The 25,942-nt window shown below is 46.3% G+C and carries 21 protein-coding genes and 1 tRNA gene; 17 read left to right on the top strand and 5 right to left on the bottom strand.

The features are described from left to right. Positions 1 to 38 precede the first annotated feature (38 nt). A complete protein-coding gene (locus Q0G26_RS08025; protein ID WP_293829724.1) occupies positions 39 to 692 on the bottom strand; it encodes a hypothetical protein in 654 nt (217 codons plus the stop codon). A gap of 27 nt (positions 693 to 719) precedes the next feature. Further along, on the bottom strand, positions 720 to 1,079 hold the full coding sequence (locus Q0G26_RS08020; RefSeq protein ID WP_366517760.1) for a metal-dependent transcriptional regulator: 360 nt from the start codon (positions 1,077 to 1,079) through the stop codon (positions 720 to 722). 177 nt (positions 1,080 to 1,256) lie between these two features. Between Q0G26_RS08020 and Q0G26_RS08015 the strand changes: the two genes are divergently transcribed. The 7 genes from Q0G26_RS08015 to Q0G26_RS07985 all read left to right on the top strand — a co-directional run bounded on the left by Q0G26_RS08015 (position 1,257) and on the right by Q0G26_RS07985 (position 10,135). After that, a complete protein-coding gene (locus Q0G26_RS08015; RefSeq protein ID WP_293829719.1) occupies positions 1,257 to 2,342 on the top strand; it encodes an FkbM family methyltransferase in 1,086 nt (361 codons plus the stop codon). Positions 2,343 to 2,571: 229 nt separating this feature from the next. Beyond that, positions 2,572 to 3,609: an ABC transporter substrate-binding protein gene (locus Q0G26_RS08010; RefSeq protein ID WP_293829717.1), complete on the top strand. Its 1,038-nt coding sequence runs from the start codon at positions 2,572 to 2,574 to the stop codon at positions 3,607 to 3,609. 135 nt (positions 3,610 to 3,744) lie between these two features. Next, the gene (locus tag Q0G26_RS08005) at positions 3,745 to 5,412 is read left to right on the top strand and encodes an iron ABC transporter permease (protein WP_293722512.1); all 1,668 of its coding nucleotides are present in this window, start codon (positions 3,745 to 3,747) and stop codon (positions 5,410 to 5,412) included. Positions 5,413 to 5,429: 17 nt separating this feature from the next. Continuing rightward, positions 5,430 to 6,476: an ABC transporter ATP-binding protein gene (locus Q0G26_RS08000; protein ID WP_293829687.1), complete on the top strand. Its 1,047-nt coding sequence runs from the start codon at positions 5,430 to 5,432 to the stop codon at positions 6,474 to 6,476. 208 nt (positions 6,477 to 6,684) lie between these two features. Then, positions 6,685 to 7,392, top strand: a complete 708-nt coding sequence (locus Q0G26_RS07995; protein WP_293829685.1) for a helix-turn-helix domain-containing protein — start codon at positions 6,685 to 6,687, stop codon at positions 7,390 to 7,392. Beyond that, positions 7,385 to 8,674 carry a diaminopimelate decarboxylase gene (locus Q0G26_RS07990; protein ID WP_293829683.1) on the top strand — a complete coding sequence of 430 codons (1,290 nt, stop codon included), beginning with the start codon at positions 7,385 to 7,387 and terminating at the stop codon, positions 8,672 to 8,674. Before Q0G26_RS07995 ends, Q0G26_RS07990 begins: the two co-directional genes overlap by 8 nt. Before the next feature lie 201 nt (positions 8,675 to 8,875). Further along, a complete protein-coding gene (locus Q0G26_RS07985) occupies positions 8,876 to 10,135 on the top strand; it encodes an L-serine ammonia-lyase, iron-sulfur-dependent, subunit alpha (protein ID WP_210685346.1) in 1,260 nt (419 codons plus the stop codon). 173 nt (positions 10,136 to 10,308) lie between these two features. On the opposite strand, the gene Q0G26_RS07980 is transcribed toward Q0G26_RS07985, so the two are convergent. Together Q0G26_RS07980 and Q0G26_RS07975 are read right to left on the bottom strand one after the other, a co-directional pair. Next, positions 10,309 to 11,868, bottom strand: coding sequence for a ClC family H(+)/Cl(-) exchange transporter (locus tag Q0G26_RS07980; protein WP_293829679.1), 1,560 nt, complete (start codon positions 11,866 to 11,868; stop codon positions 10,309 to 10,311). Positions 11,869 to 12,088: 220 nt separating this feature from the next. Then, a complete protein-coding gene (locus Q0G26_RS07975) occupies positions 12,089 to 12,925 on the bottom strand; it encodes a MerR family transcriptional regulator (RefSeq protein ID WP_293829677.1) in 837 nt (278 codons plus the stop codon). A 127-nt stretch (positions 12,926 to 13,052) separates the two neighbouring features. Between Q0G26_RS07975 and Q0G26_RS07970 the strand changes: the two genes are divergently transcribed. From Q0G26_RS07970 to Q0G26_RS07955, 4 genes are all read left to right on the top strand, one after another. Then, the gene (locus Q0G26_RS07970) at positions 13,053 to 14,852 is read left to right on the top strand and encodes a TonB-dependent receptor (protein WP_293829675.1); all 1,800 of its coding nucleotides are present in this window, start codon (positions 13,053 to 13,055) and stop codon (positions 14,850 to 14,852) included. Between the two features lie 18 nt (positions 14,853 to 14,870). Further along, positions 14,871 to 15,836, top strand: coding sequence for an ABC transporter substrate-binding protein (locus Q0G26_RS07965; RefSeq protein ID WP_293829673.1), 966 nt, complete (start codon positions 14,871 to 14,873; stop codon positions 15,834 to 15,836). 87 nt (positions 15,837 to 15,923) lie between these two features. Then, positions 15,924 to 17,210 carry a nitrogenase component 1 gene (locus Q0G26_RS07960; protein ID WP_293829671.1) on the top strand — a complete coding sequence of 429 codons (1,287 nt, stop codon included), beginning with the start codon at positions 15,924 to 15,926 and terminating at the stop codon, positions 17,208 to 17,210. Positions 17,211 to 17,212: 2 nt separating this feature from the next. Further along, complete coding sequence (locus Q0G26_RS07955; RefSeq protein WP_293829669.1) at positions 17,213 to 18,430, top strand: nitrogenase component 1; 1,218 nt, start codon at positions 17,213 to 17,215, stop codon at positions 18,428 to 18,430. Positions 18,431 to 18,501: 71 nt separating this feature from the next. Here the strand turns inward: Q0G26_RS07955 and Q0G26_RS07950 are convergent, their stop codons facing one another. Next, complete coding sequence (locus Q0G26_RS07950; protein ID WP_293693013.1) at positions 18,502 to 19,503, bottom strand: bile acid:sodium symporter family protein; 1,002 nt, start codon at positions 19,501 to 19,503, stop codon at positions 18,502 to 18,504. Positions 19,504 to 19,715: 212 nt separating this feature from the next. On the opposite strand from Q0G26_RS07950, the gene Q0G26_RS07945 reads away from it, so the two are divergent. The 6 genes from Q0G26_RS07945 to Q0G26_RS07920 all read left to right on the top strand — a co-directional run bounded on the left by Q0G26_RS07945 (position 19,716) and on the right by Q0G26_RS07920 (position 25,942). After that, positions 19,716 to 20,333: a YigZ family protein gene (locus tag Q0G26_RS07945; protein ID WP_293829667.1), complete on the top strand. Its 618-nt coding sequence runs from the start codon at positions 19,716 to 19,718 to the stop codon at positions 20,331 to 20,333. A 178-nt stretch (positions 20,334 to 20,511) separates the two neighbouring features. Next, the gene (dnaB, locus tag Q0G26_RS07940; RefSeq protein WP_293829750.1) at positions 20,512 to 21,864 is read left to right on the top strand and encodes a replicative DNA helicase; all 1,353 of its coding nucleotides are present in this window, start codon (positions 20,512 to 20,514) and stop codon (positions 21,862 to 21,864) included. A gap of 170 nt (positions 21,865 to 22,034) precedes the next feature. Next, positions 22,035 to 23,327: an adenylosuccinate lyase gene (gene purB, locus Q0G26_RS07935; RefSeq protein WP_021719764.1), complete on the top strand. Its 1,293-nt coding sequence runs from the start codon at positions 22,035 to 22,037 to the stop codon at positions 23,325 to 23,327. Positions 23,328 to 23,349: 22 nt separating this feature from the next. Continuing rightward, positions 23,350 to 24,639 carry an adenylosuccinate synthase gene (locus Q0G26_RS07930; protein ID WP_293829664.1) on the top strand — a complete coding sequence of 430 codons (1,290 nt, stop codon included), beginning with the start codon at positions 23,350 to 23,352 and terminating at the stop codon, positions 24,637 to 24,639. Between the two features lie 102 nt (positions 24,640 to 24,741). Beyond that, positions 24,742 to 24,817, top strand: a tRNA-Lys gene (locus tag Q0G26_RS07925). Between the two features lie 171 nt (positions 24,818 to 24,988). Then, complete coding sequence (locus Q0G26_RS07920) at positions 24,989 to 25,942, top strand: 2-hydroxyacid dehydrogenase (RefSeq protein ID WP_293829662.1); 954 nt, start codon at positions 24,989 to 24,991, stop codon at positions 25,940 to 25,942.

The raw sequence follows: 25,942 nt of genomic DNA, 5'->3' as shown, positions 1-25,942 counted from the left end.
AAAAAACAGACTGCTGTTATCAGCAGTCTGTTGTAAAATTATTTTTTAAAGATTTTTCTAAAGCAGTCCTTCAGAGAGCGTCCGAGCATACCATTTGCAGGATCGTTTTCATATTCGCGGTCGCGGCTGTCACTGAACGAAGCGACGAGCGTGCCGTCGTCCATATCGTAAAAGTTATAAATCATGCTCATATAGGCATATGGATGATAGCTTTCCGATACCCAGCGCTGGCGGACAACGTCTTCCGTCCAGTAGTGGCGTTTACCCTCTTTGTCATAGTAATAATGTGTTTCCTGGGTAGTGTAATCTTCAAAATGACCGGGAACACGAACAGTATGGTAGCCGAAATGATTAATGGTAACGCGCATTTCTAAATCTCTGGGCGCTAAATTTTTCTGGCTGGCTTTAACATTATGATATTCCGGCAGTGGCTTTTGTGTTTCGTCTGTAGCAATCAGCTTTTGTCGGCCTGCAGCCTGTAAAATGGCAGCCATTACTTTTGTTTCTGCATTTTCATCAATCTTGAAGCGACGCGTCGGCTCTCCTTCAAGATTATCAATCTGGGTGATATGAATCTCTTTCACTGTATGCAGATTGTAGTCAGGATGCTTATAGGGTTGGTTAGCGAAGCAGGAAACGCTGGCGCAGAGCAGCATAATAAACGTAAGCAGGAACAGGGATAATTTTTTCATGGCAGACCTCCCAAAAGCTTCCTCAGGTTAATCCTTCAGCATACCCTTGATGCCGGCAAAGGTTTCCGGGCTGATAATATGCTCGATACGGCAGGCATCTTTTTCGGCAATTACTTCGTCAACGCCCAAAACCTCGTTGATAAAACGTGTCAGGGTTACGTGACGGTCATAAACTGCAGCAGCCTTTTTTTGTCCGTCTTTAGTAAGCAGGATACGTCCGTCCGGCTCCATGATAATATAGTTATCACGCTTTAAAATGCTCATGGCGCGGCTGACACTGGCCTTGGTAAAATTCATTTCCTCAGCAATATCAATAGAACGTACGCTGCCATTGCGTTTTGTTAGGATTAAAATAGTTTCTAAGTAATTTTCTCCGGATTCTAGCAGTGACATTTTTATAACCTCCATCAGAATTAGATGTAACATTTCGATTACTATTATTTTAACACATTTAATTGTTAACGTCACTAGCTAAGATAGTGTATAATAAAAAACAGAAAGAAACGCCTGGTGAGTAAGCTGAGGCTATCTGAAATAGATGATTAGACGGAAAGAGGTTATGTTATGCTAAATTTTATGCAGGAAGCAAAGAGCGTCTGGGAGCTTTTACGTCAGACACATAAGCCGATAGTGCTTTATGGAATGGGCAATGGCGCTGATAAAATTCTTGATTGGTGCGAGAAAAATAGCGTGCAGGTACAAGGTGTATTTGCCAGTGATGAATTTGTCCGCGGTCAGCAGTTTCGCGGCTTTACGGTGGAGCGTTATGACGCTTTGTGCGAACGTTTGGGCAATGAGCTTTTAGTTGTCATTGCCTTTGCCAGCGAAAGACCGGAGGTGCTGGAGCGTTTTGCGCAGCTGGCTGCTGAGCAGGAGGTGGTGGCGCCGCATCTGCCGCTGTTTGACGAGGAGAAAACTGTAAGTGCTGCCTGGCTTAAGCGCTACGAGGAGCAATTGCAGCAGGTTTATGACCGACTGGCTGATGAACAGTCACGCAGAGTGTTTGCTGATACGTTGAACTATAAGCTCAGCGGCAAGATAAGCTATCTTTTTGACTGTGAAACGCAGCGTGAGGATGATATCAGGACGTTGCTGCAACCAACATCTAATGAAGTGTATCTTGATCTTGGAGCCTATAACGGTGATACGATACAGGAGCTTGGACGCCTGACTGATTGGCAGTGGCGTGAGGTGCTGGCGGTAGAGCCGGACCGCCGCAACTGCCGCAAGCTACGCTTGCTGGCAGACGAGCTAGCGGCGAAAGGACTGGCGGTTGAGGTACGTGAGGCAGGAATCTGGAACGAGCAGGGTGAGCTGGGCTTCAGTGACAGCGGCGGCAGGCAATCAACCTTTATCGGCGCTGAGAAGAAAACTGTGCCAGTGACGACGATTGATAGCGTGGCGGCGGGACGCGACGTGACAATAGTTAAAATGGATGTTGAGGGGGCAGAGGTACAGGCTATTGCCGGAGGCAGGCAGACCATTGGCAGCTGTAAGCCGAAGCTGTTTGTGGCAGCGTACCATTATGATATTGATTTATTCCGTTTGCCTTTGCTTTTGTGGGAGCTGGTGCCGGAGTATAAGATTTATCTGCGTAAGCATCCTTATGTGCCTGCATGGGAACTGAATTTTATTTGCATCGAAAAATAGTGGGACGTTAAAGGTCCATGTAGGACAAAAAATGTCAAATGTAATATAGTGGTGGAATGTCCTTTTAATAAATGTCAAAGTGACACAAAAAGTTAATTATTTGTAAAAATAATGTAAAGTGTAAGCAGGTAAAAACTGACCTGCAACGAATTTATCAAATATGGGTGTAGAATGGGAACACACTAAAATATAATTTTCAACGACGATGCAAAAAAAGGAGTGTATGCAAATGAAAAAATCTAAATGGATGCTTGGTGCAGCAGCAATGTTGGCTTTATCTGTAGCTTTGGCTGGCTGCGGCGGCGGCGACAAAAAAGCAGACAATAAGGCTGCTGGCGTAAAAGGCAGCTTGATGGTTTATACCTCTATTTATCCTGATATTATCGACAATATGTGCAAACCTAACGTAGCAAAGGCTTTCCCCGATATGAAGGTTAACTGGTTCCAGGGTGGTACCGAAAAAGTAATCACCAAGATTACCGGCGAAATCAAAGCTAAAAAGATTGCTGCAGACGTTCTGATGGTTGCTGATCCTTCCTACTACCTGAAACTGCAGGAGCAAGGCTTGCTGTTACCGTATAAATCCAAAGAAGATGCTAACGTTATCAGTGAAAAAGACAAAGATGGTAACTGGTATGGCGTTCGTATCTCCAATATGATTATTGCTTATAACTCCAATAAGCTGAAACCGGAAGAAGCTCCGAAAAACTGGACTGATCTGACCGATCCGAAATGGAAAGGCAAAATCGCAATGCCGAACCCGATGCTGTCCGGTACTGCTTATGTAGCAGTTGGCGCTCTGGCTGACAAATATGGCTGGGAATATTTCGATAAACTGAAAGCTAACGGCCTGCGCGTTGAAGAAGGTAACTCCGCTATTCAAAACAAGCTGTTGACCGGCGAATATGCAGCTGTAATGATTCTGGAAGAAAACATTCTGAAGCTGGCTAACACCAAGAAAGAGCCTCTGAAGATTGTTTATCCGACCGATGGCGTAATCAACGTTCCTTCCCCAATCGCTATTTTCAAGGAAACCAAGAATCCTGAAGGTGCAAAAGCTTTGGTTGACTGGTGGCTGTCCAAAGAAGGCCAGCAGGCAGTTGTTAAGGGCTGGATGCACTCCGTACGCGGCGACGTTTCTGCTCCGACCGGTGCTGAAGAAACCAAGAAAATTGTTGAGGGCAGAATTAAAGTTGATTGGCAGAAACTGGCTAACAACAATGCTCAAATCAAAGAAGAATTCCGTAAGAGAGTTATGGATAAATAATGCGTTGCTAAGTTAAATTATAGCGGAAACAGGGAGACCTTTTAGGCCATCCCTGTTTTCTGCTCAATAAAGAGGGGCCAAAAATTTGCTTTTGGTATTGCTCTGAGGTATTAAAAAAGGAGAAAGAAGCGTTCTATGTCAAGAATAAACAGTAAATTTATTGTTATCGCTATCTCCGTGCTGTTGCTTTTATACTTTGTTATCTTCCCTATGGGAATTCTGCTGTATGACAGCATCATGCTGGATGGCGCAATTAACTTGGAAAACTATCGCAATGTATATAGCCAGGATGTCAACTGGCGTGCGTTGACGAATACAATCGAGCTTTCTTTGGGTGTTATGATTGTCAGCGTGCTGATCACCTTCCCGCTGGCCTGGCTTGTTGGCCGTACTGATATGCCCGGTAAGAAAATCTACCGTACTCTGCTGGTATCCAGCTACATGATTCCGCCGTATGTAGGCGCTATTGCCTGGGTACAGCTGCTGAACCCCAGTGTAGGTTATTTGAACGAGATTCTTAAATTTGTCTTTGGTCTGGAGACAGCACCCTTTGACATTTATACTATGGCCGGCTTAGGTTGGGTACTGACTTTGTTCTACTCTCCCTTTGCTTTCATCACCATTTCCCGTGCTATGGAGAAAATGGATCCGACCTTGGAAGAGGCTGCTCGTGTCAGCGGTGCTTCTCCGATGCGTACCGTTTTTGACGTTACCCTGCCTCTGATGGCTCCGTCCATTCTGGCTGGCGGTTTGCTGGTATTTATTGCTGCCGGCAGCTGCTTTGGTATCCCTGCTATCGTAGGTATGCCCGGTAACATTGAGGTAATGACCACGCGTATCGTAACCTATATTTACATGGGCGATACTGCGGGCGTACGTGATGCTACGGCGCTGGCTGCTTCCCTGATGTTCCTGGCTAACATCCTGCTGTTCGGTATGACCTGGATGGTTGGTAAAAAGGATTACACCACTATCAGTGGTAAGAGCACCCGTCCGAACATTGTTGAGCTGGGTAAATGGAAATGGCCCTGCTTCTGCCTGGTTGGCGCTTACAGCATGATTTCCATTATCATTCCGCTGGGCTCCATCGTGCTTACAAGCTTGATTATTACCCTGTCCAAGCCGATTGGTCTGGATAACCTGGGCTTTGATGCCTGGATTCCGGTTATCACCAGCTCCCAGTACATGGAAAGTGTTTGGAATTCCGTTGTTTACGCTGTTATTGCTGCCTGCATCGGCACACTCATTTCTATCTTTATTGCTTATCTTGCAGTTAAAACCAAAATCAAAGGCCGTAGCCTGCCGGATTTGCTGGTAGTAATCGGTGGCAGTACCCCGTCCATCGTTATTGCGCTGGCTTTGATTATTACCTTCAGCGGTAATTTTGGTTTGAACCTGTATTCCACGATGTGGATTATGGTAGTTGCTTATCTGGTAAAATACATGACGATGTCTGTGCGTACTATCGCTGCTTCGCTGAGCCAGGTGCACATCTCTCTGGAGGAGGCTGCACTGAACTCCGGTGCCAGCTGGCTGCGCTGCTGCAAGGATATCATCATGCCGCTTATTGCACCGTCCATAGTTGCCGGCTGGTTCCTGATTTTCATGCCGTCCTTCTACGAGCTGACTATGTCCTTGCTCCTGTATGGCAGTGACACCAAGACCATCGGCGTATTGCTGTATGAACTGCAGACCTATGCAGATACGCAGAACGCTTCTGTGCTTTCTGTAATCATTCTGCTGATTGTTTTGATTGGTAACCTGATTCTGAACAAGGTTTCCAAAGGTAACGTAGGTATTTAATTAAAGGAGTGTAATAAATGGCTGAGGTAAGAATTGAGCATGTATTTAAACGTTTCGGCGCTGTAACTGCTGTAAACGATTTTGATTTAGTTGTAAAGGATGGCGAATTTGTTTCCATCCTCGGTCCTTCCGGTTGCGGTAAAACCACTACCCTGCGTATGATTGCAGGCTTTGAGCGTGCTACCGAAGGTGAGATTTATATCGGCGACCATTGCGTAAGCTCTTCCATTAAGGGCAGCTTTGCTCCACCGGAAAAACGTGATATCGGCATGGTATTCCAATCCTATGCAGTTTGGCCGCATATGACTGTTGCTGAAAATGTAGGCTATCCGCTGAAAATTCAAAAGGTAGATAAACAGGAGCGTGAGGCGCGCGTACAGAAGATGCTCGAGCTGGTTCATCTGGGTGAATACAGCAAGCGCTATCCGCATCAGCTGTCCGGCGGTCAGCAACAGCGTGTTGCTTTGGCACGTGCATTGGTAGCACAGCCCGGCCTGCTGCTGTTGGACGAGCCTCTTTCCAACCTGGATGCTAAGCTGCGTGAATCTATGCGTTTCGAAATCCTGGCTATTCAAAAGGAGCTGGGCATTACCGTTGTGTATGTAACTCATGACCAGGGCGAAGCAATGGCAATGAGCGACCGCGTAGTAGTAATGAGCGCTGGCGTTGTACAACAAATCGGTGCGCCGCACGAAATCTACACTAAGCCTGCCAACAAAATGGTTGCTGACTTCATTGGTCTTGTTAACTTTATCGATGGCGAGGTTAAGGGTGACAGAGTATTCATTAAGGGCAGCAATGTTTCCTTCCCGAATACTGCTAAGGTTACCGGCGATGCTACTATTGCTGTACGTCCGGAGAACATTACCATGTCCCTTAGCGGCGGCCAGATGGAAGGTCAGGTAACTCACCGCTTCTACCTGGGTGATGCAGTAGACTATCGTGTAAATGTTCATGGCCATGACATTCGCGTTATCGTTAAGGGTGCTGACATTGATGCGATTCCTGATGGCTCCAAGGTATACCTGGACTTTGACAGAGTAATGGTTTTTGACAGAAACTAAAACTGAAAACATTAGACGGAGATAACGGATTAAATTACTGTTATCTCCGTTTTTTTGCGTGTGAAAAATATAAAAAAATCGTCAGTTAGCTATTGACAACTCGTCTGAATCGTAGTATAGTGTTCTTAAACAGGAACAATAATAAGAAAATGCGACTAAAGCTTTAAATTGTTCCGTCGAAAAAGCTGAAGAGCTGAATGAGGGTTTTATGAATTTAATTGAAGGTCTTACTAATTTTAACTTAACAAAGCAGGAAGCAACGCTGTATGTGCTGCTGCTGAAGTCCGGTCAGATGACCGGCTACGAAGCAGCTAAGCAGACCGGCATTTCGCGCTCTAACACCTATACTGCGCTGGCAGGTCTGGTGGATAAGGGTGCGGCTTATGTGCTGGAGGAGGGCAAGGTAACGCGCTATACTCCGGTGCCTGCTGCTGAGTTTTGCAGCAACAAAATCAGTTGTCTGGAGGAGATAAAAAAAGATATACTCCAACAGCTGCCGGTGCTGAACAATGAACCTGAGGGGTATATCACCATCAAGGGTGCGCAAGAGATTATAAATAAAATGCGCAATACCGTGCGTCAGGCACAGGCAAGAATTTATCTGTCAGCTAACAGCAGAATGCTGGAGCTGCTGCTGCCAGAGCTGCAGGCTGCTTTGCAGCGAGGGCTGAAGGTAGTAGTTATCGGTGATAAGTACTTTTCTTTGCCGGGAGCAATCTGCTACGGTACCAATAAGCAAAGCGAGCAGATTCGTCTGATTGCAGATTCACACACTGTTTTGACGGGAGATTTACAGGATGATGAGGATTCAACCTGTTTGTATTCCTGCAAACGCAATTTAGTTGATTTATTTAAGGAAGCGCTGCAGAATGAAATTGCGCTGATTAAATTACAGAAAGGTGATATAAATGTCTAAGAAAATTCCGTTTGTTACTAAAGAACAATTAGAAAAAATCGTTTCTCAATATCCTACTCCGTTCCATCTGTATGATGAGGCCGGCATCCGTCGCACCGCGCGTCTGGTGAACAAGGCTTTTTCCTGGAACAAGGACTTTAAAGAATATTTCGCAGTAAAGGCTACTCCTAACCCCTATCTGCTGCAAATCCTGCGCGAAGAGGGCTGCGGTGCCGACTGCTCCTCCTATACAGAGCTGCAGATGAGCGATGCCGTAGGCTTTAAGGAGAGCGAGATTATGTTCTCCTCCAATGCAACACCGGCAGAGGATTTCAAACTGGCGCGTAAATTGAATGTAACCATCAATCTGGATGATATTACTCATATCGACTTTTTGGAAAAGGTTGCCGATATTCCGGAGACTGTTTGCTGCCGTTATAATCCCGGCGGACATTTTGCCATTGCCAACAATATTATGGATAACCCTGGCGATGCAAAATACGGTATGACTCATGAGCAGATTATCGAAGCTTATAAAATTCTCAAGAGCAAGGGCGTAAAGAATTTCGGTATTCATGCATTCCTGGCTTCTAATACCGTTACTAACGAATACTATCCGGAGCTGGCACGTATTCTGTTTGAGCTGGCAGTAGAGCTTAAGGAAAAAACCGGTGCGCATATCTCTTTCATCAACCTCAGCGGCGGTATCGGCATTGCCTACAAGCCGGAGCAGCAGGATAACGATGTACTGGCAATTGGCGAAGGTGTACGTAAGGTGTTTGAAGAAGTGCTTGTACCCGCAGGCATGGGTGATGTTAAGCTGTTCACCGAGCTTGGCCGTTACATGCTGGCACCGAATGGCGCGTTGGTAACTACCGCTATTCACCAAAAGCATATTTATAAAGAATATATCGGCTGTGATGCCTGCGCTGCTAACCTGATGCGTCCTGCTATCTATGGTTCCTATCATCATATTACCGTTATGGGCAAGGAAAACGCTCCCTGCGACCATAAGTATGATGTAACCGGCGGTTTGTGCGAGAACAACGATAAATTCGCTGTTGACAGAATGCTGCCGGAAATTAATATCGGCGATCTGCTCTTTATCCATGATGCCGGTGCACATGGCTTCTCCATGGGCTACAACTATAACGGCAAGCTGCGCAGTGCAGAGCTGCTGCTGCAGGAGGACGGCAGTGTGAAAATGATTCGCCGTGCGGAAACACCGGCAGATTATTTTGCTACCTTCGATTTCGGCGAGTACGGACCGAAGCTGGCAGAAGAAGCAAAAATTAAAATGTAAAAAACAACGCTTAGTGACGTTGTTTCATGAGGACTGGAGCTTGAGGGCTGCAGTCCTTTATTATTATGTGATATAAGCACTTGCCTGAAAGCTGCTTTTGATTTACAATATATAATGAATTGTCGGAAGCTTTAGGCAATAATGCTTCCGGAAAAATATCAGGCTGTGAGGGAACGCAGCCGAATTTTGGAGGATGTGCTTATGCAAAATAAATATGCTGTTTATGAGGAGGCGCTGGCGGAGGAGCTTATTCCCGCCATGGGCTGTACCGAGCCGATTGCCATTGCTTATTGTGCTGCTGTATGCCGCGAGCAATTAGGAGCTTTTCCGGAGCAAATTGAAATCTGGGTTAGCCGTAACATTATAAAAAACGTTAAGAGCGTTGTTGTTCCGAACACCAACAAGATGAAGGGAATTGAGGTTGCCTGCGCTGCTGGTGTTGTTGCTGCTCATTCTGAGCGTCAGCTGGAGGTTCTGGCGTATATCAACCAAGAGGAAAAGGCTGAAATTAAGGCGCTGGCTGAATCCGGCAAGATTAATATTCACGTTTCCGAAGAACCGGATATTTTCTATATCCGCATTTTCCTGGCAGCCGGTGGCAATAATGCCGAGGTAACTATTCGTACGGACCACACTAATGTTACCTGCATTAAGAAAAATGGTGTTACCGTTTTGGAAAAACCGATTGTGCCTGCAGAAGAAGAGGCTAAGAGCCTGTGGAGAATCGAGGACGTTCTCGATGCGGCCCGCAATATGCCTTTAGATAATGTTAAGCATTTGCTGCAGCGCCAGATTGATTTCAATATGGCTATTTCCAAGGAAGGCCTGACAAATGATTACGGTGCAAGCATCGGCAAGATTTTGCTGCGCCGCGACCCGGACAGCCTGCGTATCCGCGCGCGTGCCAGCGCTGCTGCAGGCAGTGACGCGCGTATGAACGGCTGCGAGCTTCCGGTAGTAATTACCTCCGGCAGCGGCAACCAGGGTATTACCGCTTCTGTTCCTGTTGTTGTTTATGCACATGCATTGGCTGCAGGCGAAGAAAAAATGCTGCGTGCAGTACTGCTGAGCGACCTTGTTACCATTTACCTGAAGCAGGGTATCGGTAAGCTGTCCGCTTACTGTGGTGCTATCAGCGCAGGCTGCGGTGCCGGTGCGGCAATTGCTTTCCTGTATGACTGCACTGATGACCAGATTGAGCATGCTGTAGAAAATGCTTTGGCTATCAACAGCGGTATTATCTGCGACGGTGCAAAATCCTCCTGCGCAGCTAAAATTGCTATGGCTGTTGAAGGCGGTCTGATGGGCGTTGATATGTCCGTGGCAGAACGTAACTTTGCCGGCGGTGATGGTATTGTTCAAAATACTGCCGATGAAACCATTGCTGCAGTCGGCAAAATTGCCAGTCAGGGCATGGTAGAAACCGATAAAGAAATTATTGATGTAATGCTTGGCCTGTAATAGGCAAAAAATAGAGGCTGGGACAAAGCCCAGCCTTGAACAGAAAAACCAGTGGAAGTTTACCGTCAAGTAAATATCCGCTGGTTTTTTAGTGTGAAAAATTAAACTCTAGTGATTCTTTGATTTGTCGAAATTGGTTTTGTCCTAGTCTCGTTTTTTGATCCGCTATATAATTATTCTTCTACCATTTTGGTGAGCTCTTCTACATGCTCGGTAGCAGTAAGGATATAGATGAAATCGCCGCTGAGCAGGCGAGTGTCACCTGCCGGGATGAGCTGTGATTCGCCGCGTTTGACATCTACCAGCAGCGTGTTGGGCGGCCAGGGGATATCCTTGATGAGCTTGCCGCTGACACTGCTGCCGCTGCAAACTACCAGCTCGATAACATTGCGCTGTTCCAATACAGCCGGCTCCGGTGCTTTTTTGCGCAGCATGCGCTGCATCAGCTCCTCGTAGATGGGCTTGCTGTGGCACAGCTCCGCAATTACGAAGGCCACCATAGCGGCAATTGCCAGCGAAAGCAGCTGTTGGTAGCTGGCGGTCATTTCCATAATCAGCACAGTGCCTGTAATGGGCGCGCGTACGGAGGAAGCAAAAAGCGCCGCCATAGCAACAACCATAATATTTGTGGCATATGCAGGCTCAATCCAGCCTAACATAATCAGTATCTGAGCGCAGATGCTGCCGCAGAGAGCACCGATAACGAGCATCGGCAGAAAGAAGCCGCCGGGAACGCCGCAGCCGTAGCTGATGAGCGTAAAAATAAGCTTGCCTGCAAGAAAAAGCAGCAGAAGCTGTAACGATACCGGCGCTTTTGCCAGATGATTAATCAGACCGTTGCCGCCGCCCAAAACCTCCGGCAGGAAGTAACCCAAAATACCGGCGCAGATGAGAGCAAAGGCGATTTTCTGTACAGGGCGCTTGAAGCAGGGAAGGCTGTAAAAGCGGCCGATGTTCAGCAGTCCCCAGTTAAAAATGACGCCTGCCAGACCGCTGGCGAGAGCAACTAAAATGACGATGCCGTAATAGCTGATGGGAAGCAGCTGTAAGTCGGGGATATCAAAAATTGTCGCACGACCGAAAATAGCGCGGGAAATAATTGTCGCAGTGAAGGCTGCCGCCATGGAGGGGAGCAGAACCATAATGGAAAAGTTGCGGTGCAGCTCCTCCAAAGCAAAGATTACACCGGCTAGTGGAGCGTTGAAAGCTGCTGCCAGACCGGCGCTGGCGCCGCTGGTCAGCAGATAACGTTCTTCCATGCGCGTGCGGCCCATAAGGCGGCTGATGCCTTGCGCTGTTACTGCGCCCAACTGGATGGAAGGGCCTTCGCGTCCCAGGGAAAGACCGGCACCGATGCCGATGATGCCGGCGGTGAGCTTAACCCAGAGAATGTGCAGCCAGCGCATTTTCATCAGGCCTAAAATTGCTCCTTTGACCTGCGGAATGCCGCTGCCTGCCGCCATAGGCTCGATGCAGTTGAGCTTGTGCAGGATGAAGGCGATGGCTATGAGCACGGCGAACCAGCAGGCGTTGATGCTCCAGTCGCTCACCCACAAACGATTGTAGAGCGCTCCGCGCAGATATTCCATTTCCGAAAGGGCGAAGCGGAAGAAGCTGATGACTATGCCGGCCAAGATACCGGTGAGAATGCCCTCCGCAAACAGGCGCAGGCGGAAGTTGTGCATGTTGCTGAGCGAACGGTAGGTTTTGAATTTTTGTTCTTTATCGTCCATAAATATAACTCTTTTCTTCGAATTTTTGTAACTAATATTATAGCATAAAAATAACCTTACGGATGTATATACTTCGCAGAAGAAAAAGAAGCCGGCGCAAATGCGTCAGCTTTGGGTATTATATAGCTAAAAGCAATCGGGATATCAGCAACTTTTGTCGGGTTTTACTGTAAAAACTCCAATTAAGAATAAAAAATAAGGTGTATAATAGTTATACACCTTAATCAGTATATTCTACTCTTAAACATAGCTTAACCAGCTCTTCCTTTGGCTTAGAAGTAGACCAGAAGTTGCGTAGCGGGAAAAGATAGATGCCGCCATGAAAGCGTAAATTATTTTGTTTGATGAATTTTACAATACGTTCTTTGATTTGTGTGTCGACTACACCGTATTGGGCATTACAGTAAACACAGAGATAAAGCCCTTTTTCTTTGATGAATTTTATTGGATTTTTATAATTTAATTTGCTGTTTGCGGAAATAAATACATTGTATTGCGTTATACGGTCTTCGTAGAAGTATTCCTTGCTGTCATAATGAAAGCCCATCAGATATTCCTGAAAGGATTCGTGCGAAAACACTGGCAGCATATGGTTAGCCAAAATATTCATCCGTTGCTTTATTGGTTTTTTGATGCTGATGGCTTCACTGAAATAAAGACACTCCTCCTCTTGGATTTCCAACAGAATTTGGTTCAGAGGCAGGTTTGCGATATTATTTAAAAAGGAGATTTTCTGTTGCATTGTTTTTTCTAAATATAGCAGCTCCTCAATTTGCTTTTTGTATTCCTGCTGCTTGTTGCGATATATATTTTTTAGCAGGTTTATATCTTTGCTCTTTAAGTAAGCTTTAATTTCTTTTAAGGAAACATCAAGTTTCCTGAGAGAAATGATAATCTGCAGAGTGAAATACTGCGATAAAACGTAAAATCTGTAGCCGTTTTCATCCACGAATTCCGGTGAAAAAATATCGTTTTTATCATAATATAACAGCAGCTGCTTGGATATGCCGAATAACTTTGCCAGTTCAGCGGGAGTGAAATAACGTGAATCCTTCATAAAAAACCTCTTGACTGTATAAGCGTTGTATGTTGTAAGATAATGCTGATAACGTGATATAAGTTGTCAAAAGCCAATATTATTATTTTACGCTATATTATTAAAATTTTCAAGGAGTGTATGAGTGATGAGTTCAATGAGTAAGAAAATGGTAAACAGTGCTGTAGCTTTGGGTTGTATGCTGTTTGCTGCGCCGGTAATGGCACATGAAGCTTTAAATGAGTATGTACTGGATCCCATGATGGTTACTGCTGCCCGTTATGAGCAAAGAGATATTGATATTCCTGCTGCAACCGAAATTTATGATCAGGAGAAGATTGAAAAGCTGGGTGCCAACAACGTTATGGAGGTTGTCAGAAATATCCCTGGTTTTACCCTGATGGCTTCACCTTTTGGTAACACCTATATTGGTTTTAGAGGTTTGTCTAGACATAACGTTGCAATTTTGGTAAACGGAATTCATTTGAGTCAAGATGGTAACTATGACCTGGAATCCATTTCTACTGATATTATTGAGCGTATTGAAGTAGTAAAGGGCGGTTCTACAGTTCTTTATGGTAGTGGTGCCAGTGCTGGTGTAATTAATATCATTACTAAGAAAAATGCATCTGTAAATAAAGTTTTAGTAGGCTTTGGTGACAAAAATAAATTTAAGGGCGCTGTTAATGTTGCAAATGACAAATTGCAAATGAGCTATAGCAGACAACAATCTAAGGATAGAGGCTTTGTCTATAAAAGCGGGGGTGCAAACAATTACTGGACCGGTGATAAGCTGGAAAAGGACAGCTTGAATCTGCAATATGCTATCAGCGATAACCTGTCCTTGCAATATATGTACAGCAAAAAGGTTTCCGACTGCTCCAAATCCGTTAATGGTGTTTACAAGCCCGGCTTCCACAGTGACATTAAATATAATTTCGGCTCGCTCAGATATGTAAATGATGATTTACAGGCTACCGTGTTCTTCAGGAACAGAGATTGGAAAACCAATACCTTCTCTACACACCAAAAAGGTCATAACTGTGGTGCCGATTTGCAGGATAAATTCAAATTGGGCAACACCATGCTGACTGTCGGTTTTAATTATGAAAATGAAACTACTGATAATGAAGATACCAGAGATACTGTGAAACGTGATAGCGGCGCTGTATTCTTTATGACTGAGACTCCTGTTTCTGACAAAACCAAAATTCTTTTAGGTGCTCGTGAGGCTTATGTTGAGGAATCCGGCAGCAAGTTATGTCCGCAGCTGCAAATTATGCATTCCATCGGTAAGGATGATAATATCTATTTAAATATTAATCGTTCTATGCGCGCTCCAGAGGTTAATGAACAATGGGGTACTGGCGATTACATTAAGAATCCTAATTTAAAAGCAGAGCATGGTTGGAACTATGAAATTGGCTGGAAGAAAAAGTTGTCAGATAACGAGTTGCTTAAAATCAACGCATTCCATATGACTCTCAATGATCGCATTTATGGTCAAAGTATAGATGCAGATACATCGATTCATTTAAATGCAGATAAATATAAAAATACTGGTGTAGAAATAAGCTACGAAAAGGCTGCGTCCGACAAATTTAGCTATAATTTAGGTGCTTCCTATGCAAACCCCCAACAGAAAAAGCATGACAAGGAATGGGAAAGAGTTGACTTTAAATTAGGTTTACATGCAGGAATTGGTTACAGCGTTGGTAAGACAAATGCCGATATTTATGCTAACTATATGGCAGAAAGAAGCCATAATGTTAAACCTATGTTAGACCTTACTCTGAACATAAAGCAACAGATTACCAAAAATGATGCTTTGAAATTTACTGTTTATAATCTGCTTGACCGTGATGATATTAGAACGGGATCTACTACAGGTACCGGTTCTATGCTGGAGGAACGCAACTGGATGCTGTCTTATGAGCACAGCTTCTGATGAAAGGCTTGGCTGATTATGCGTAGATTATTTTTCCTTGTTCTTACCGTGCTGGCTGTTGTCTATTGCTCCGGCTGTGCCGGTACTGTTGACAAGCAGAATGATGCTGCTAAAAAGCAAAGCTATGTTGTGCAGGATGTACGCGGCAAGAAACTGTCCTTTGAGTCTAAGCCTCAAAAAATAATCAGCCTGTATGTTTATGGTGACGAGGTGCTTTTAGGCCTTGTTGACCATAAGCGTATAGCAGGCCTGTCCAAATGGGTGCATGATGAGGATTTGGCCATGGGTGCAAAGGAGGCTAAGGATGTTACCCAAATTGCGGAAAGCAATCCGGAGGCTATTCTTGCACTGAAGCCTGATCTGGTGCTGCTGCCGGACAGCAGTAAGCCGGAGCAGATTTCCAGCTTGGAGGATGTAGGAATCAAGGTTTTTGTTTATCCTGCCGCTACCAGACTGAGCAATATTCCCAAGACGATTAAGGCTATCGGCGGTGCTGTAGGCAATCCGGAGCAGGCTGAAAAGCTGATTGCCGAGATGCAGAAAAAAATCAGTGCGGTTGAAGCTAAGGTTAAAAAAATGCAGCCTGAGGACAGAAAAAAAGGATTGCTCTTTCTGCGCTTTGGCGCTATCGGCGGCAAGGGGATTATCTTTAACGATATCATGACTGCTGCCGGCGTAGAGGACTGCTATGAGGCAGCACGTCATACAATTGCGGACAAACCCGGAACGAGCCGTATTTTGAGTAAGGAAGAAGTAGTACAGGCCAATCCTGACTACATAATTATCGGCACCTGGTCTCAGGGCGGTGCTTATAAATCGGGTAATGCACAGCTAGAAGAATTGTATTCCGATCCTGCTCTGGCTACAGTAACTGCTGTAAAGAAAAAGCAGGCCATTATAATTCCGCAAGGCTATGTAAACTGCCTGTCGCATCATGCTGCTGACAGTGTAGAGCTTCTGCATGAGGCAGTTTACGGCAAATAGACACAAAGGTCTTTGTGTGATATTAAATAACATTTTATGGGGGTGGCGGTTTTATCTGCCGCCCCTTGTTTTTTGAGGAGAAGAAATATGCTGCAAAAGAAAAACTATAGCGCTGATATTTTGCGTAATATCAGGCGTTTGAGTGAAGTAAATGAGCAAAGGGATATTAAACCGCTGATGGCAACATCCTTCCCGGGAACTCATTGCCCGCTGATGGGCGTCCTGATGACAGTAAGACAGCTGCCGGAGGCAGTTACGGTTATCATCGGTACAGATGAATGCACATATTATTCTAAGCTGCTGGCGAATATGAAAATCTTCGGCAGTCTTAAGGAAAGCTGTGTTTCCGTAGTAATAGATGATTATGATGTTACCTTCGGTACGATTAAGAAAACGAAAAAGGCTGTTGCCGAAACCTTTGAGACAGGTGCGCCTAAATGCATAGTTTTGGTAACAACCTGCGTTCTGGAAATCATCGGTGATGATTACGATGCGCTCGTTGATGAGCTGGAGGAAAAGTACCATATTCCGGTTCTGCTTGTGCGTACAGAGCATTTTCAGTGCAGGGACCATCTGCCGGGTATTGAAAGAACATTGACTGCCACTGTAAAGCTGATGCGGAAAATGCCGACGGAAAATGTTGTCAATATTCTTGGCAATGGCGTTCCTTTGCAAAAAAATTCCGCTTTGCTGCAGCTGTTGGAGCAGGCCGGCGTACAGTTAGGACTGCAGCTTCCCGGCAAATGCAGTCTGGAGGATTTGGCGCTTGCAGGCAGAGCGAAGCTGAATATTGTTGTTGATGAGCTGGGATTGGAGCTGGCAAAGCAGATGCAGGAAAAGCTTGCCGTGCCTTACGTTTACTTCCCAACGATGTGTAATCCGCATAAGGTGTTGCAGGCCTATAAGGAGCTTGCTGCTGCTTTGGAAATGGAGCTGCCGCAAACAGTTACCGAGTCTTGGGAGGAATGTCTTGCTTTACAGCAGCAGGTGCAGGATAAGCTGCAGGGTGTGGGCTATATCTATGGCAACAGTCCGTATAACTGCTGGGAGCTGAACACCTATCTGGCAGCTTTGGGACTGCAGCCGCTGATGGTGCAGATGAGTACCTTGAAAAACAAGGAAGCAAAAAATGAACTGCTGCAATATGCAAATCCTTATGTCTGCAAGAGTGCCAATCTGGCGGCGATGGAGTTTGTTTATGATGAATTAAAACCGCAGCTGTATATCGGCAGAAGCTTTACCGACAGCCTGGCAAGAAAAGGGATTTTCGGTATAGACAGTATGCCCGGCCAGGATGTACTGGGCTTTGCTGGCTGCCGTAACTTGCTGAAGCGCCTGTTGGATTTCGCACAGACTCAGATGGAGGAGAAGTGATTATGGCTTTGATAAGAAATTTTCCGGTGCCGTCTGACAGGATGGCAATAATCAGCACGCTGCTGAATATCGAGGATGCTGTTGTGCTGGAGTACGGACCGGAAGGAACTACGCATTTCAGCATGAATTTTTTCAATAAGCTGGGGCAGGATTATCCTGACAGACTGTTTACCACCGGTGTAGATGACAGTGATATTATTATGGGCAGTACCGAGCATCTGGAAAGAGGCATTTTGGAGCTGGATGCTTTATATTCACCTAAGGCTATTTTTGTGCTGACTTCTTCTGTAACCTCTATCATCGGTACGGATATTGCGGGAATATGCGATAACCTGCAAGCTAAGGTGCAAAGCAGGCTGATTCCTGTAAATGCCTCCGGATTGAGTACTGACTATAGTGCAGGCTTGCGAAAAATCTATCTGCAGTTGGCAGAACTGTTTGTACAGCCTGACGTAGCCAAGCAAAGAGGACGGTATAATATTTTAGGTGCCTCACCGCTGCATTACAGAGCAGAATCCGATATCGGCGAAATAGCAAGGTTGTTGCGAGAGGGCTTCAGTTATGAGCTGCTGCATTGTCTTGCAATGAATACGACTACGGATGCGCTTGCCGGGCTTGGCAGTGCCGAGATGAATATTGTTCTTACAGCCGATGCGGTTCCCTGTGCCGAATATCTTCAAAGCGTTACCGGTACTCCGTACGTTTACCTACCGCCTTATGGCTACAGTCAGACAACAGACTTTTTAAAGAGCGTTGCCGCAGTTATCAATAAGCCTGTTAAGGAAGCTGTGTTGCAGCGTTTAGAGGAAAAGAACCGCAGACTGAAAATGCTTTTAAATTCTCCTCTGATGAGCAGAACTCCCGGTACTGTATTTTTAAAGGGTGATTATGATACAGTCAAAGGCTTGGGTGCATTCTTCAAGGAGCTGAGATTTAATGTAGCTCACAGTGTATGCACACATAAAATAACCGGTACTGCTGCGGAAGGCATAGAGTACTTTAAGGAAGAGAAGGAATATCTGCAGTTGCTAAAGGATATTCATCATTGCCTTGTTTTGGCTGATGAGGATACCATAGCAAAAACTGATGCGACAAACTTTAAAATCTGTGTCAGCCATCCCTGCTTCAGTTATAGGACGATTGCTAACCATTTGCCATTTATGGGCGAATGGGGCGCAGACATGCTTTTTGAATATATTCAGCAGTATGTGAATATGTAAGTTTTTGGCATACAAAAATCCCCTTGAGTTTCAATCTCAAGGGGATTAGTATTTTCAACCAAATTTATTTTTTAAGCCTTAGCAGCCTCTGCTTCTACAGCTTCTTCCTTAGCGTAATCCGGGTCAAATTTCGGATTCAGGTAGTTTTGATAAGCCCATGCCAGCAGAGCACCGGAAATATTGTGCCATGCGGAGAAGACTGCACCGGGAACGGTTGCGGCAGGCAGAGCAGCGAAGTGTGCTTTTGCCAGGCCGGTTGCCAGACCGGAGTTCTGCATACCAACTTCGATGGACAGCGCAACAGCCTTTTTCCAGCTGAGGCCGGTGAAGCGGGCGATGGCAAAGCCAAGAGCGTAACCGCAGCAGTTATGCAGAATAACTACCAGCAGAATCAGGCCGGGAGCCTTCAGAATCAGGTCGCGGCTGGCGCCGATAACACCTGCGATAATCAGAGAAATTGCAATGGAGGATACAGCCGGCAGATAGTCGGTTGCTGCTTCAGCAAGCTTGGGCAGGAAGGATTTAACAGCCAGGCCTAAGCAGATAGGCAGGATAACGATTTGTACGATACTCCAGAACATACCGACCGGGTCAAAGTTAATCTTTTCACCGATAATCATGTAGGTGATGAACGGAGTAAGAATAGGAGAAAGTACAGTGGAAACACTGGTCATGGTTACAGAAAGTGCAACGTCACCCTTGGACATAAAGGTGATTACGTTGGAGGAGGTACCGCCGGGGCAGGTGCCTACCAGTACAACGCCGGTGGTCAGTGCCGGATCCAGATTGAAGGCAACGGACAGCAGGTATGCCAGAAAAGGCATTACGAAATACTGAGCGCAGCAGCCGATGATAATATCAAGCGGGCGTTTGAGTACCAGCGCAAAATCCTTCAGGTTCAGCGTGGTGCCCATGCCGAACATTACGATACCGAGCATACAGCTCAGGACGCTGATGCCGTGCACCTTGCCTAATACCCACAAAAAGTTCTGCGGCATAGTCAGGCCGAGAACCAGAAAAACGATGGCGATGATGCCAAAGAATTTGCCGATTAAAGCACAAAATTGTTTCATTATGAAATTACCTCTTTCCCTTAATAAAAAATAATAATTTTAGAGAGTAGCATCAATGCTCTCTCCTTTATCTGTGAATGTCCATTATTATAACAAAGATGGAACAGGAAATAAAGGGTTGGCTGTAAAAAATGGTAAAAATTTTTATAAATGGTCAAAATGTGTTATAATGTTAATATAAATTGCGAAAATTACGGACGGAGGTACGCTACTTGTATACTATAAGCAGAGATTACCGCAAAGAAATTGTGATTGAAAAATCGCGTTTCATCTGCTCGCTGAAAAAGGTTCACAGTGAGGAGGAGGCGCAGGAGTTTATTAAGGCAGTAAAGAAGGAATTCTGGGACGCAACGCACAACTGCTCCGCCTATATTGTAGACGATATGGCACAGCGCTCCAGTGATGATGGCGAGCCTAGCGGTACTGCCGGTATTCCCATGCTGGAGGTACTGCGCAAAAACGGGCTGACGGAAACAGCAGCCGTGGTGACACGTTATTTCGGCGGCATTAAGCTGGGCGCAGGCGGACTTGTGCGTGCTTACAGCGGCAGCGTGGCAGGCGCAGTTAAGGAAGCAGGCCTGGCGCAGAAGATTTTGCTGGGCTATTACAGCTTTTTATATGATGTAAACAATGTCGGCCGCATTCTGAACGTGCTTTATCAGCAGCAGCTGTTTGAAATTGCTGATGTGCAGTATGACCTGCGCGCCAAGGTGATTTTGAAAATGCGCGCTGAGCAAAAGGCAGAGGCAGAGGCCTGGCTGACCGAAAACCTGAATCAGAAGATAGAGCTGGAGCAGGAGGGCACAGAGTTCGCTGAGGTGGCGCTGTAGCTTGCAATAGGAAAAAATTATACGAACAATCTCCCTTAGGCTATTTTGCTTGCGGGAGGTTGTTTTTTTGCCCTAGGGCCAATGTCAGGCAGATAAAAAAAGCTGACCTCAGTAGTAAAAAGAACTGCCGTATTGTATAATAAATAGTGGTAGAGAGAAGAGGAGGTAGAAGCGAGTGATTGAAGAAAGAGTACCACCACAAAATATAGAAGCCGAGCAGGCTGTGCTCGGTGCTATGCTGATTGATAAAGAGGCTATCGCCAAGGCGACGGAATTGCTGTCGGCAGATGACTTTTACCGCGAGGCGCATCGCGTTATTTTTAGCGCTATGCTGGAGCTTTATAATAAGAATGAAGCAGTAGATATGGTTACTGTGACAGAAATCCTCAAGTGTGACAATAAGCTGGAGGATATCGGCGGCATTGCCTACATCACCAGTCTGGCGAATGTTGTGCTGACGGCGGCTAACGTTAAGTACCATGCGGAGATTGTTGCTGAAAAGTCGGTTCTGCGCCAGCTTGTGCGTGTTTCTACCGAAATTGCGGCTATGGGCTATGAGGCTAACGATGATGTCGGTACGCTGCTGGATACTGCGGAAAGCCGTATTCTGGAGATTTCCAACCGCAAGAAAAAGAATGATTTTACAGCGATTAATGATATTTTGATGGACAGCGTGCAGAGCATTGAAAGCCTGCTGCAGAACAAGGGCGGTCTTACCGGCCTGCCGTCAGGCTTTGCCGATTTGGACAAGCTGACGAGCGGCCTGCAGCCTTCAGATTTTATTATTCTGGCAGCGCGTCCTTCCATGGGTAAAACTGCGCTGGCACTGAACATTGTGCAAAATGTGGCACTGCGTGCGCATAAGGCTATCGGCGGCGAGCCGCGCAGTGTAGCCTTCTTCAGTTTGGAAATGAGCAAGGAGCAGCTGGTAAACCGTATGCTGTGTGCCGAAGCCGGCATCGACAGCCAGCGCTTGCGCGTAGGCGAGATGCATGACGAGGACTGGACGCATCTGTGGGACGCCTGCGATACGATGAGCCGTGCCAAAATTTATATTGATGATACAGCAGGCATTACGGCGATGGATATGCGCAGTCGTGCACGCCGCCTGAAGGCAGAGCATGGCCTGGACCTGATTGTTGTCGATTACCTGCAGCTGATGCAGGGCAGCGGCAAGCGTAATAATTCCGGTGATCGTCAGCAGGAGGTTTCGGAAATTTCCCGTTCGCTGAAGGCGTTGGCGCGTGAGCTGGATGTGCCGGTGCTGGCGCTGTCACAGCTGAGTCGTAGTGTAGAATCACGTCAGGTTAAACGCCCCATGCTCAGTGACCTGCGTGAATCCGGTTCTTTGGAGCAGGATGCTGATATCGTAGCATTTTTGTACCGCGAGGATTACTACAATCCGGATACGGAAAACAAGCATACTGAGTTGATTATTGCTAAGCATCGTAATGGTCCTGTAGATACTGTTAATCTGTTTTTCCAGAAGCAGTTCACCAAATTTGTGGGCTTTACGAAACGCGAAGCGTAAAAAACCGAATATTTTACCTAAAATCAACAAAAAATGTTCATAAAGCTTGCGATAAGACGCGGAAAATGATATGATATTTATGCATCAAATTGTAATGAAGAATCTGAAGCTAAATCATGGGCATTCAGATGTTTTTTCATGAATAAAATTGTCTTGGGAGGCATACAAAAATGATTGATCGTTATACTCATCCTGAAATGGGTAATATCTGGACACTCGAAAACGAATTCCGTACCATGCTGAAGGTAGAAATTCTGGCTTGCGAGGCTATGAACAAACTGGGCATTGTGCCTGACGAAGCGCTGAAGGATATTCAGACGAAGGCTGACTTCCGTCTGGACCGCATTAAGGAAATTGAAGCAGTTACCAACCATGATGTTATTGCTTTCCTGACTAATGTGGCTGAATATGTTGGCGATGCGTCCAAATACATTCATAAAGGCCTGACCTCCAGTGACGTAAAGGATACTGCACTGTGCTACATGACCGTACAATCCGCAGACCTGATTATGCGTCATCTGGTAAACTTCCACGAAATTCTGCGCCGTCGTGCTGCTGAATTCAAATATACTGTTATGATCGGCCGTACCCACGGCATCCACGCAGAACCGATGACCTTCGGCATGAAGTTCCTGCTGTGGTCCGCTGAAATCGAGCGTAATATTGAACGTTTGAAACAAGCGCGTGAAATGATGGCAGTAGGCAAGCTGTCCGGTGCAGTAGGTACCTATTCCAACATCGATCCGTTTGTAGAAAAATATGTCTGCGAAAAGCTGGAGCTCACTCCGGTACGCTTGGCAACCCAGGTTATCCAACGTGACCGTCATGCACATTTCATGACTACTCTGGCAATCATCGGTTCCTCTCTGGATAAGATGGCTACCGAAATCCGCAACCTGCAACGTACTGATATCCGTGAAGCTGAAGAATATTTTGCACCTGGCCAAAAGGGTTCTTCCGCTATGCCTCATAAACGTAATCCTATCACCTGCGAAAAGGTTTCCGGTATGGCTCGCCTGCTGCGCGGCTATGCAGTAGCAGCTCTGGAAGATGTAACCCTGTGGCATGAACGCGATATCTCCCATTCTTCCGTAGAACGCGTTATTCTGCCGGACGCAACTATTGCTCTGGATCATATGCTGCGTAAATTCTCCAACATCATCGACAAGCTGCTGGTATATCCTGATGCAATGATTGCCAATATGAACAAAACCGGCGGTCTGATCTTCAGCCAAAACCTGCTGATTGCTCTGGTTACCAAAGGCGTACTGCGTGAGGACGCTTACAAATGGGTACAACGCAACGCTATGGCACGTTGGCTGCAAGGCGCTGACTTCAAGACCAACGTTGAAGCTGATCCGGATATCAAGAAATATCTGACAGACGAAGAGGTTGAGCATTGCTTCGATCCGAAACCGATGCTGCGCCACGTTGATGAAATTTTTGCCAGATTTGGTTTATAATTTTGATAAGGAGTGACTGCTAATGTCATCTGTTGTAGTTTTAGGCGCCCAATGGGGCGATGAAGGTAAAGGTAAAATTGTTGACTATTTGGCGCAAAAGGCTGATGCTGTAGTTCGTTACAGTGGCGGCTCCAATGCAGGCCATACTGTTGTAGTTAATGATGTTAATTATAAGCTGCGTCTGCTGCCCTCCGGCGTATTGTTCAATGATAAGACTAACGTTCTGGGCAACGGCGTTGTAATCAACCCCGGCGTTGTGCTGGCTGAAATCGCCGGCATGAAGGAAAAGGGCATTGATTGCAGCAATCTGGTTATCTCTGACCGTGCACACGTTGTTCTGCCGTATCATCAACGTCTTGATGAGCTGCAGGAGGAAGCATTGGGCAATCACAAAATCGGCACCACCAAAGGCGGCATCGGCCCCTGCTACATGGATAAGGTTGCTCGTGTAGGCATCCGTATCTGCGATCTGATGGAGCCCGAAACCTTCGCTGATAAGCTGAAGGTTAACCTGGAAGCTAAAAATGCGATCATCACCAAAATCTATGGTGCTGAACCGTTTGATTATGATACTGTACTGAAGGAATACCTGGCTTATGCTGAAGAGCTGCGTCCTTATGTTGCTGATACTGGCGTTGTTATGGACGAGCTGTTTGCAGCAGGCAAAAACGTTCTGTTTGAAGGCGCACAGGCTACCTTCCTCGATATCGACCATGGTACCTATCCGTATGTTACCAGCTCCAACCCGACTGCAGGTAATGCCTGCACCGGCAGTGGCGTAGGTCCTCGCTTCATCGACCATGTTGTCGGCGTAGTTAAGGCTTATACCACCCGCGTTGGTGAAGGTCCCTTCATCACCGAGCTGCTGGATACCGACGGCCCTGGCAACCAAATCCGCGAAACCGGCCATGAATACGGCACTGTAACTGGTCGTCCGCGTCGTTGCGGCTGGCTGGATGCTTTCATGCTGCGTTACAGCGCACGCCTGAACAGCCTGGATTATCTGGCAATTACCCGTCTGGATATCCTTGACAATATGCCGAAGATTAAAATGTGCGTTGGCTACAAGATTGGCGATGAGGTTCTCAAACGCATTCCTGCAAGCCTGAACGTTCTGGCTAAGGTTGAGCCGATTTTCGAAGAGTTCGACGGTTGGATGACCGATATCAGCGGTATCCGCAACTATGACGAGCTGCCGGAAAATGCTAAGAAATATCTGGCTAAGATCAGCGAGGTATCCGGTGTTGAGCTGGGTATTATCTCCGTTGGTCCTAATCGCGAGCAGACCATCGTTCTGAAAGAGCTGCTGTAAGCTTAGGCTGCTGAAAAAACAGCAAAAATATTTTAAAAAAGTACTTGACTTTCCTTGTGTTAGTCTGTATACTATTAATGTTGCTGATTTATGGTAACAAATGATTCACTAGCTCAGTTGGTAGAGCACCTGACTTTTAATCAGGGTGTCCCGAGTTCGAGTCTCGGGTGGATCACCAACGAAAATATGCCGTTCTTCGAAAGAAGAACGGCTTTTTTGTATTTGCGAATGCAAATACTCATGAAGGCATACGCAGGCCCTGAAATTTTCCTCCTTGCTAATCAATGCCTACAGTAGTAATATGTAAGTGATAAGCAAAAATTTTACAGACTTTTTCGGAGGTGCTTTGATGAAAATAGTAGTTATGGAGCCGTTAGGCGTAAAGATGGAGCAGATTAATGCATTGGCAGCACCGCTGCAGGCTGCAGGTCATGATTTTGTGTATTTTACTGAGAAAGAAACCGACCAGACGAAGCTGCTGGCGCGTGTGCAGCAGGCAGATATTATCATGCTGGCAAATCAGCCGCTGAGTGCAGATATTATCAACGCCTGCCCCAATTTGAAAATGCTTTCTGTAGCCTTTACCGGCGTAGATCATATTGCGCTGGCTGCCTGCCGTGAGCGCGAAATTTTAGTGTGCAACGCCGCAGGCTATTCTACCAATGCGGTTGCAGAGCTGACCTTCGGCCTGGCTATCAGTGTTATCCGCAATATCGTACCCTGTGACGCACGCTGCCGTCAGGCAGGAACGAAGGATGGCCTGGTAGGCTTTGAGCTTTTCGGTAAAACCTTCGGCGTAGTGGGCACCGGTGCAATTGGCAGCAGAGTGGCGAAGATTGCCGCTGCCTTCGGCTGTAAGGTGCTGGCCTACAGCCGTACTCCGAAGGCAGAGCTTCAGGCTGCTGGTGTAAGCTTTGTGAGCCTGGATGAGCTTTTGGCTAACAGCGATTTCGTCAGCCTGCATGTGCCGCTGACGGACGCAACACGCGGCCTGATTAATGCAGAGGCTATTGCCAAGATGAAGCCTTCTGCCGTACTGCTGAATACTGCGCGCGGTCCTGTTGTAGCCAGCGAGGCATTGGCGCAGGCGCTGAACGAAGGACGCCTTGCCGGCGCAGGCATTGATGTATTTGAGGGCGAGCCGCCGATTGCACCGGAGCATCTTTTGTGCCATGCGAAGAATACCGTACTGACACCGCACGTTGCTTTCGCCAGCGCTGAAGCGTTGGCTGCACGTGCTGACATCGTTTTTGCCAATATCGAAAAATGGCTGGCAGGCACACCGCAGAACGTAATTAAGTAA

This window comes from uncultured Phascolarctobacterium sp. (genome assembly GCF_934190775.1).
In the GTDB taxonomy this organism is placed as follows: domain Bacteria; phylum Bacillota; class Negativicutes; order Acidaminococcales; family Acidaminococcaceae; genus Phascolarctobacterium_A.
This window is presented reverse-complemented; position numbering and strand designations above follow the sequence as displayed.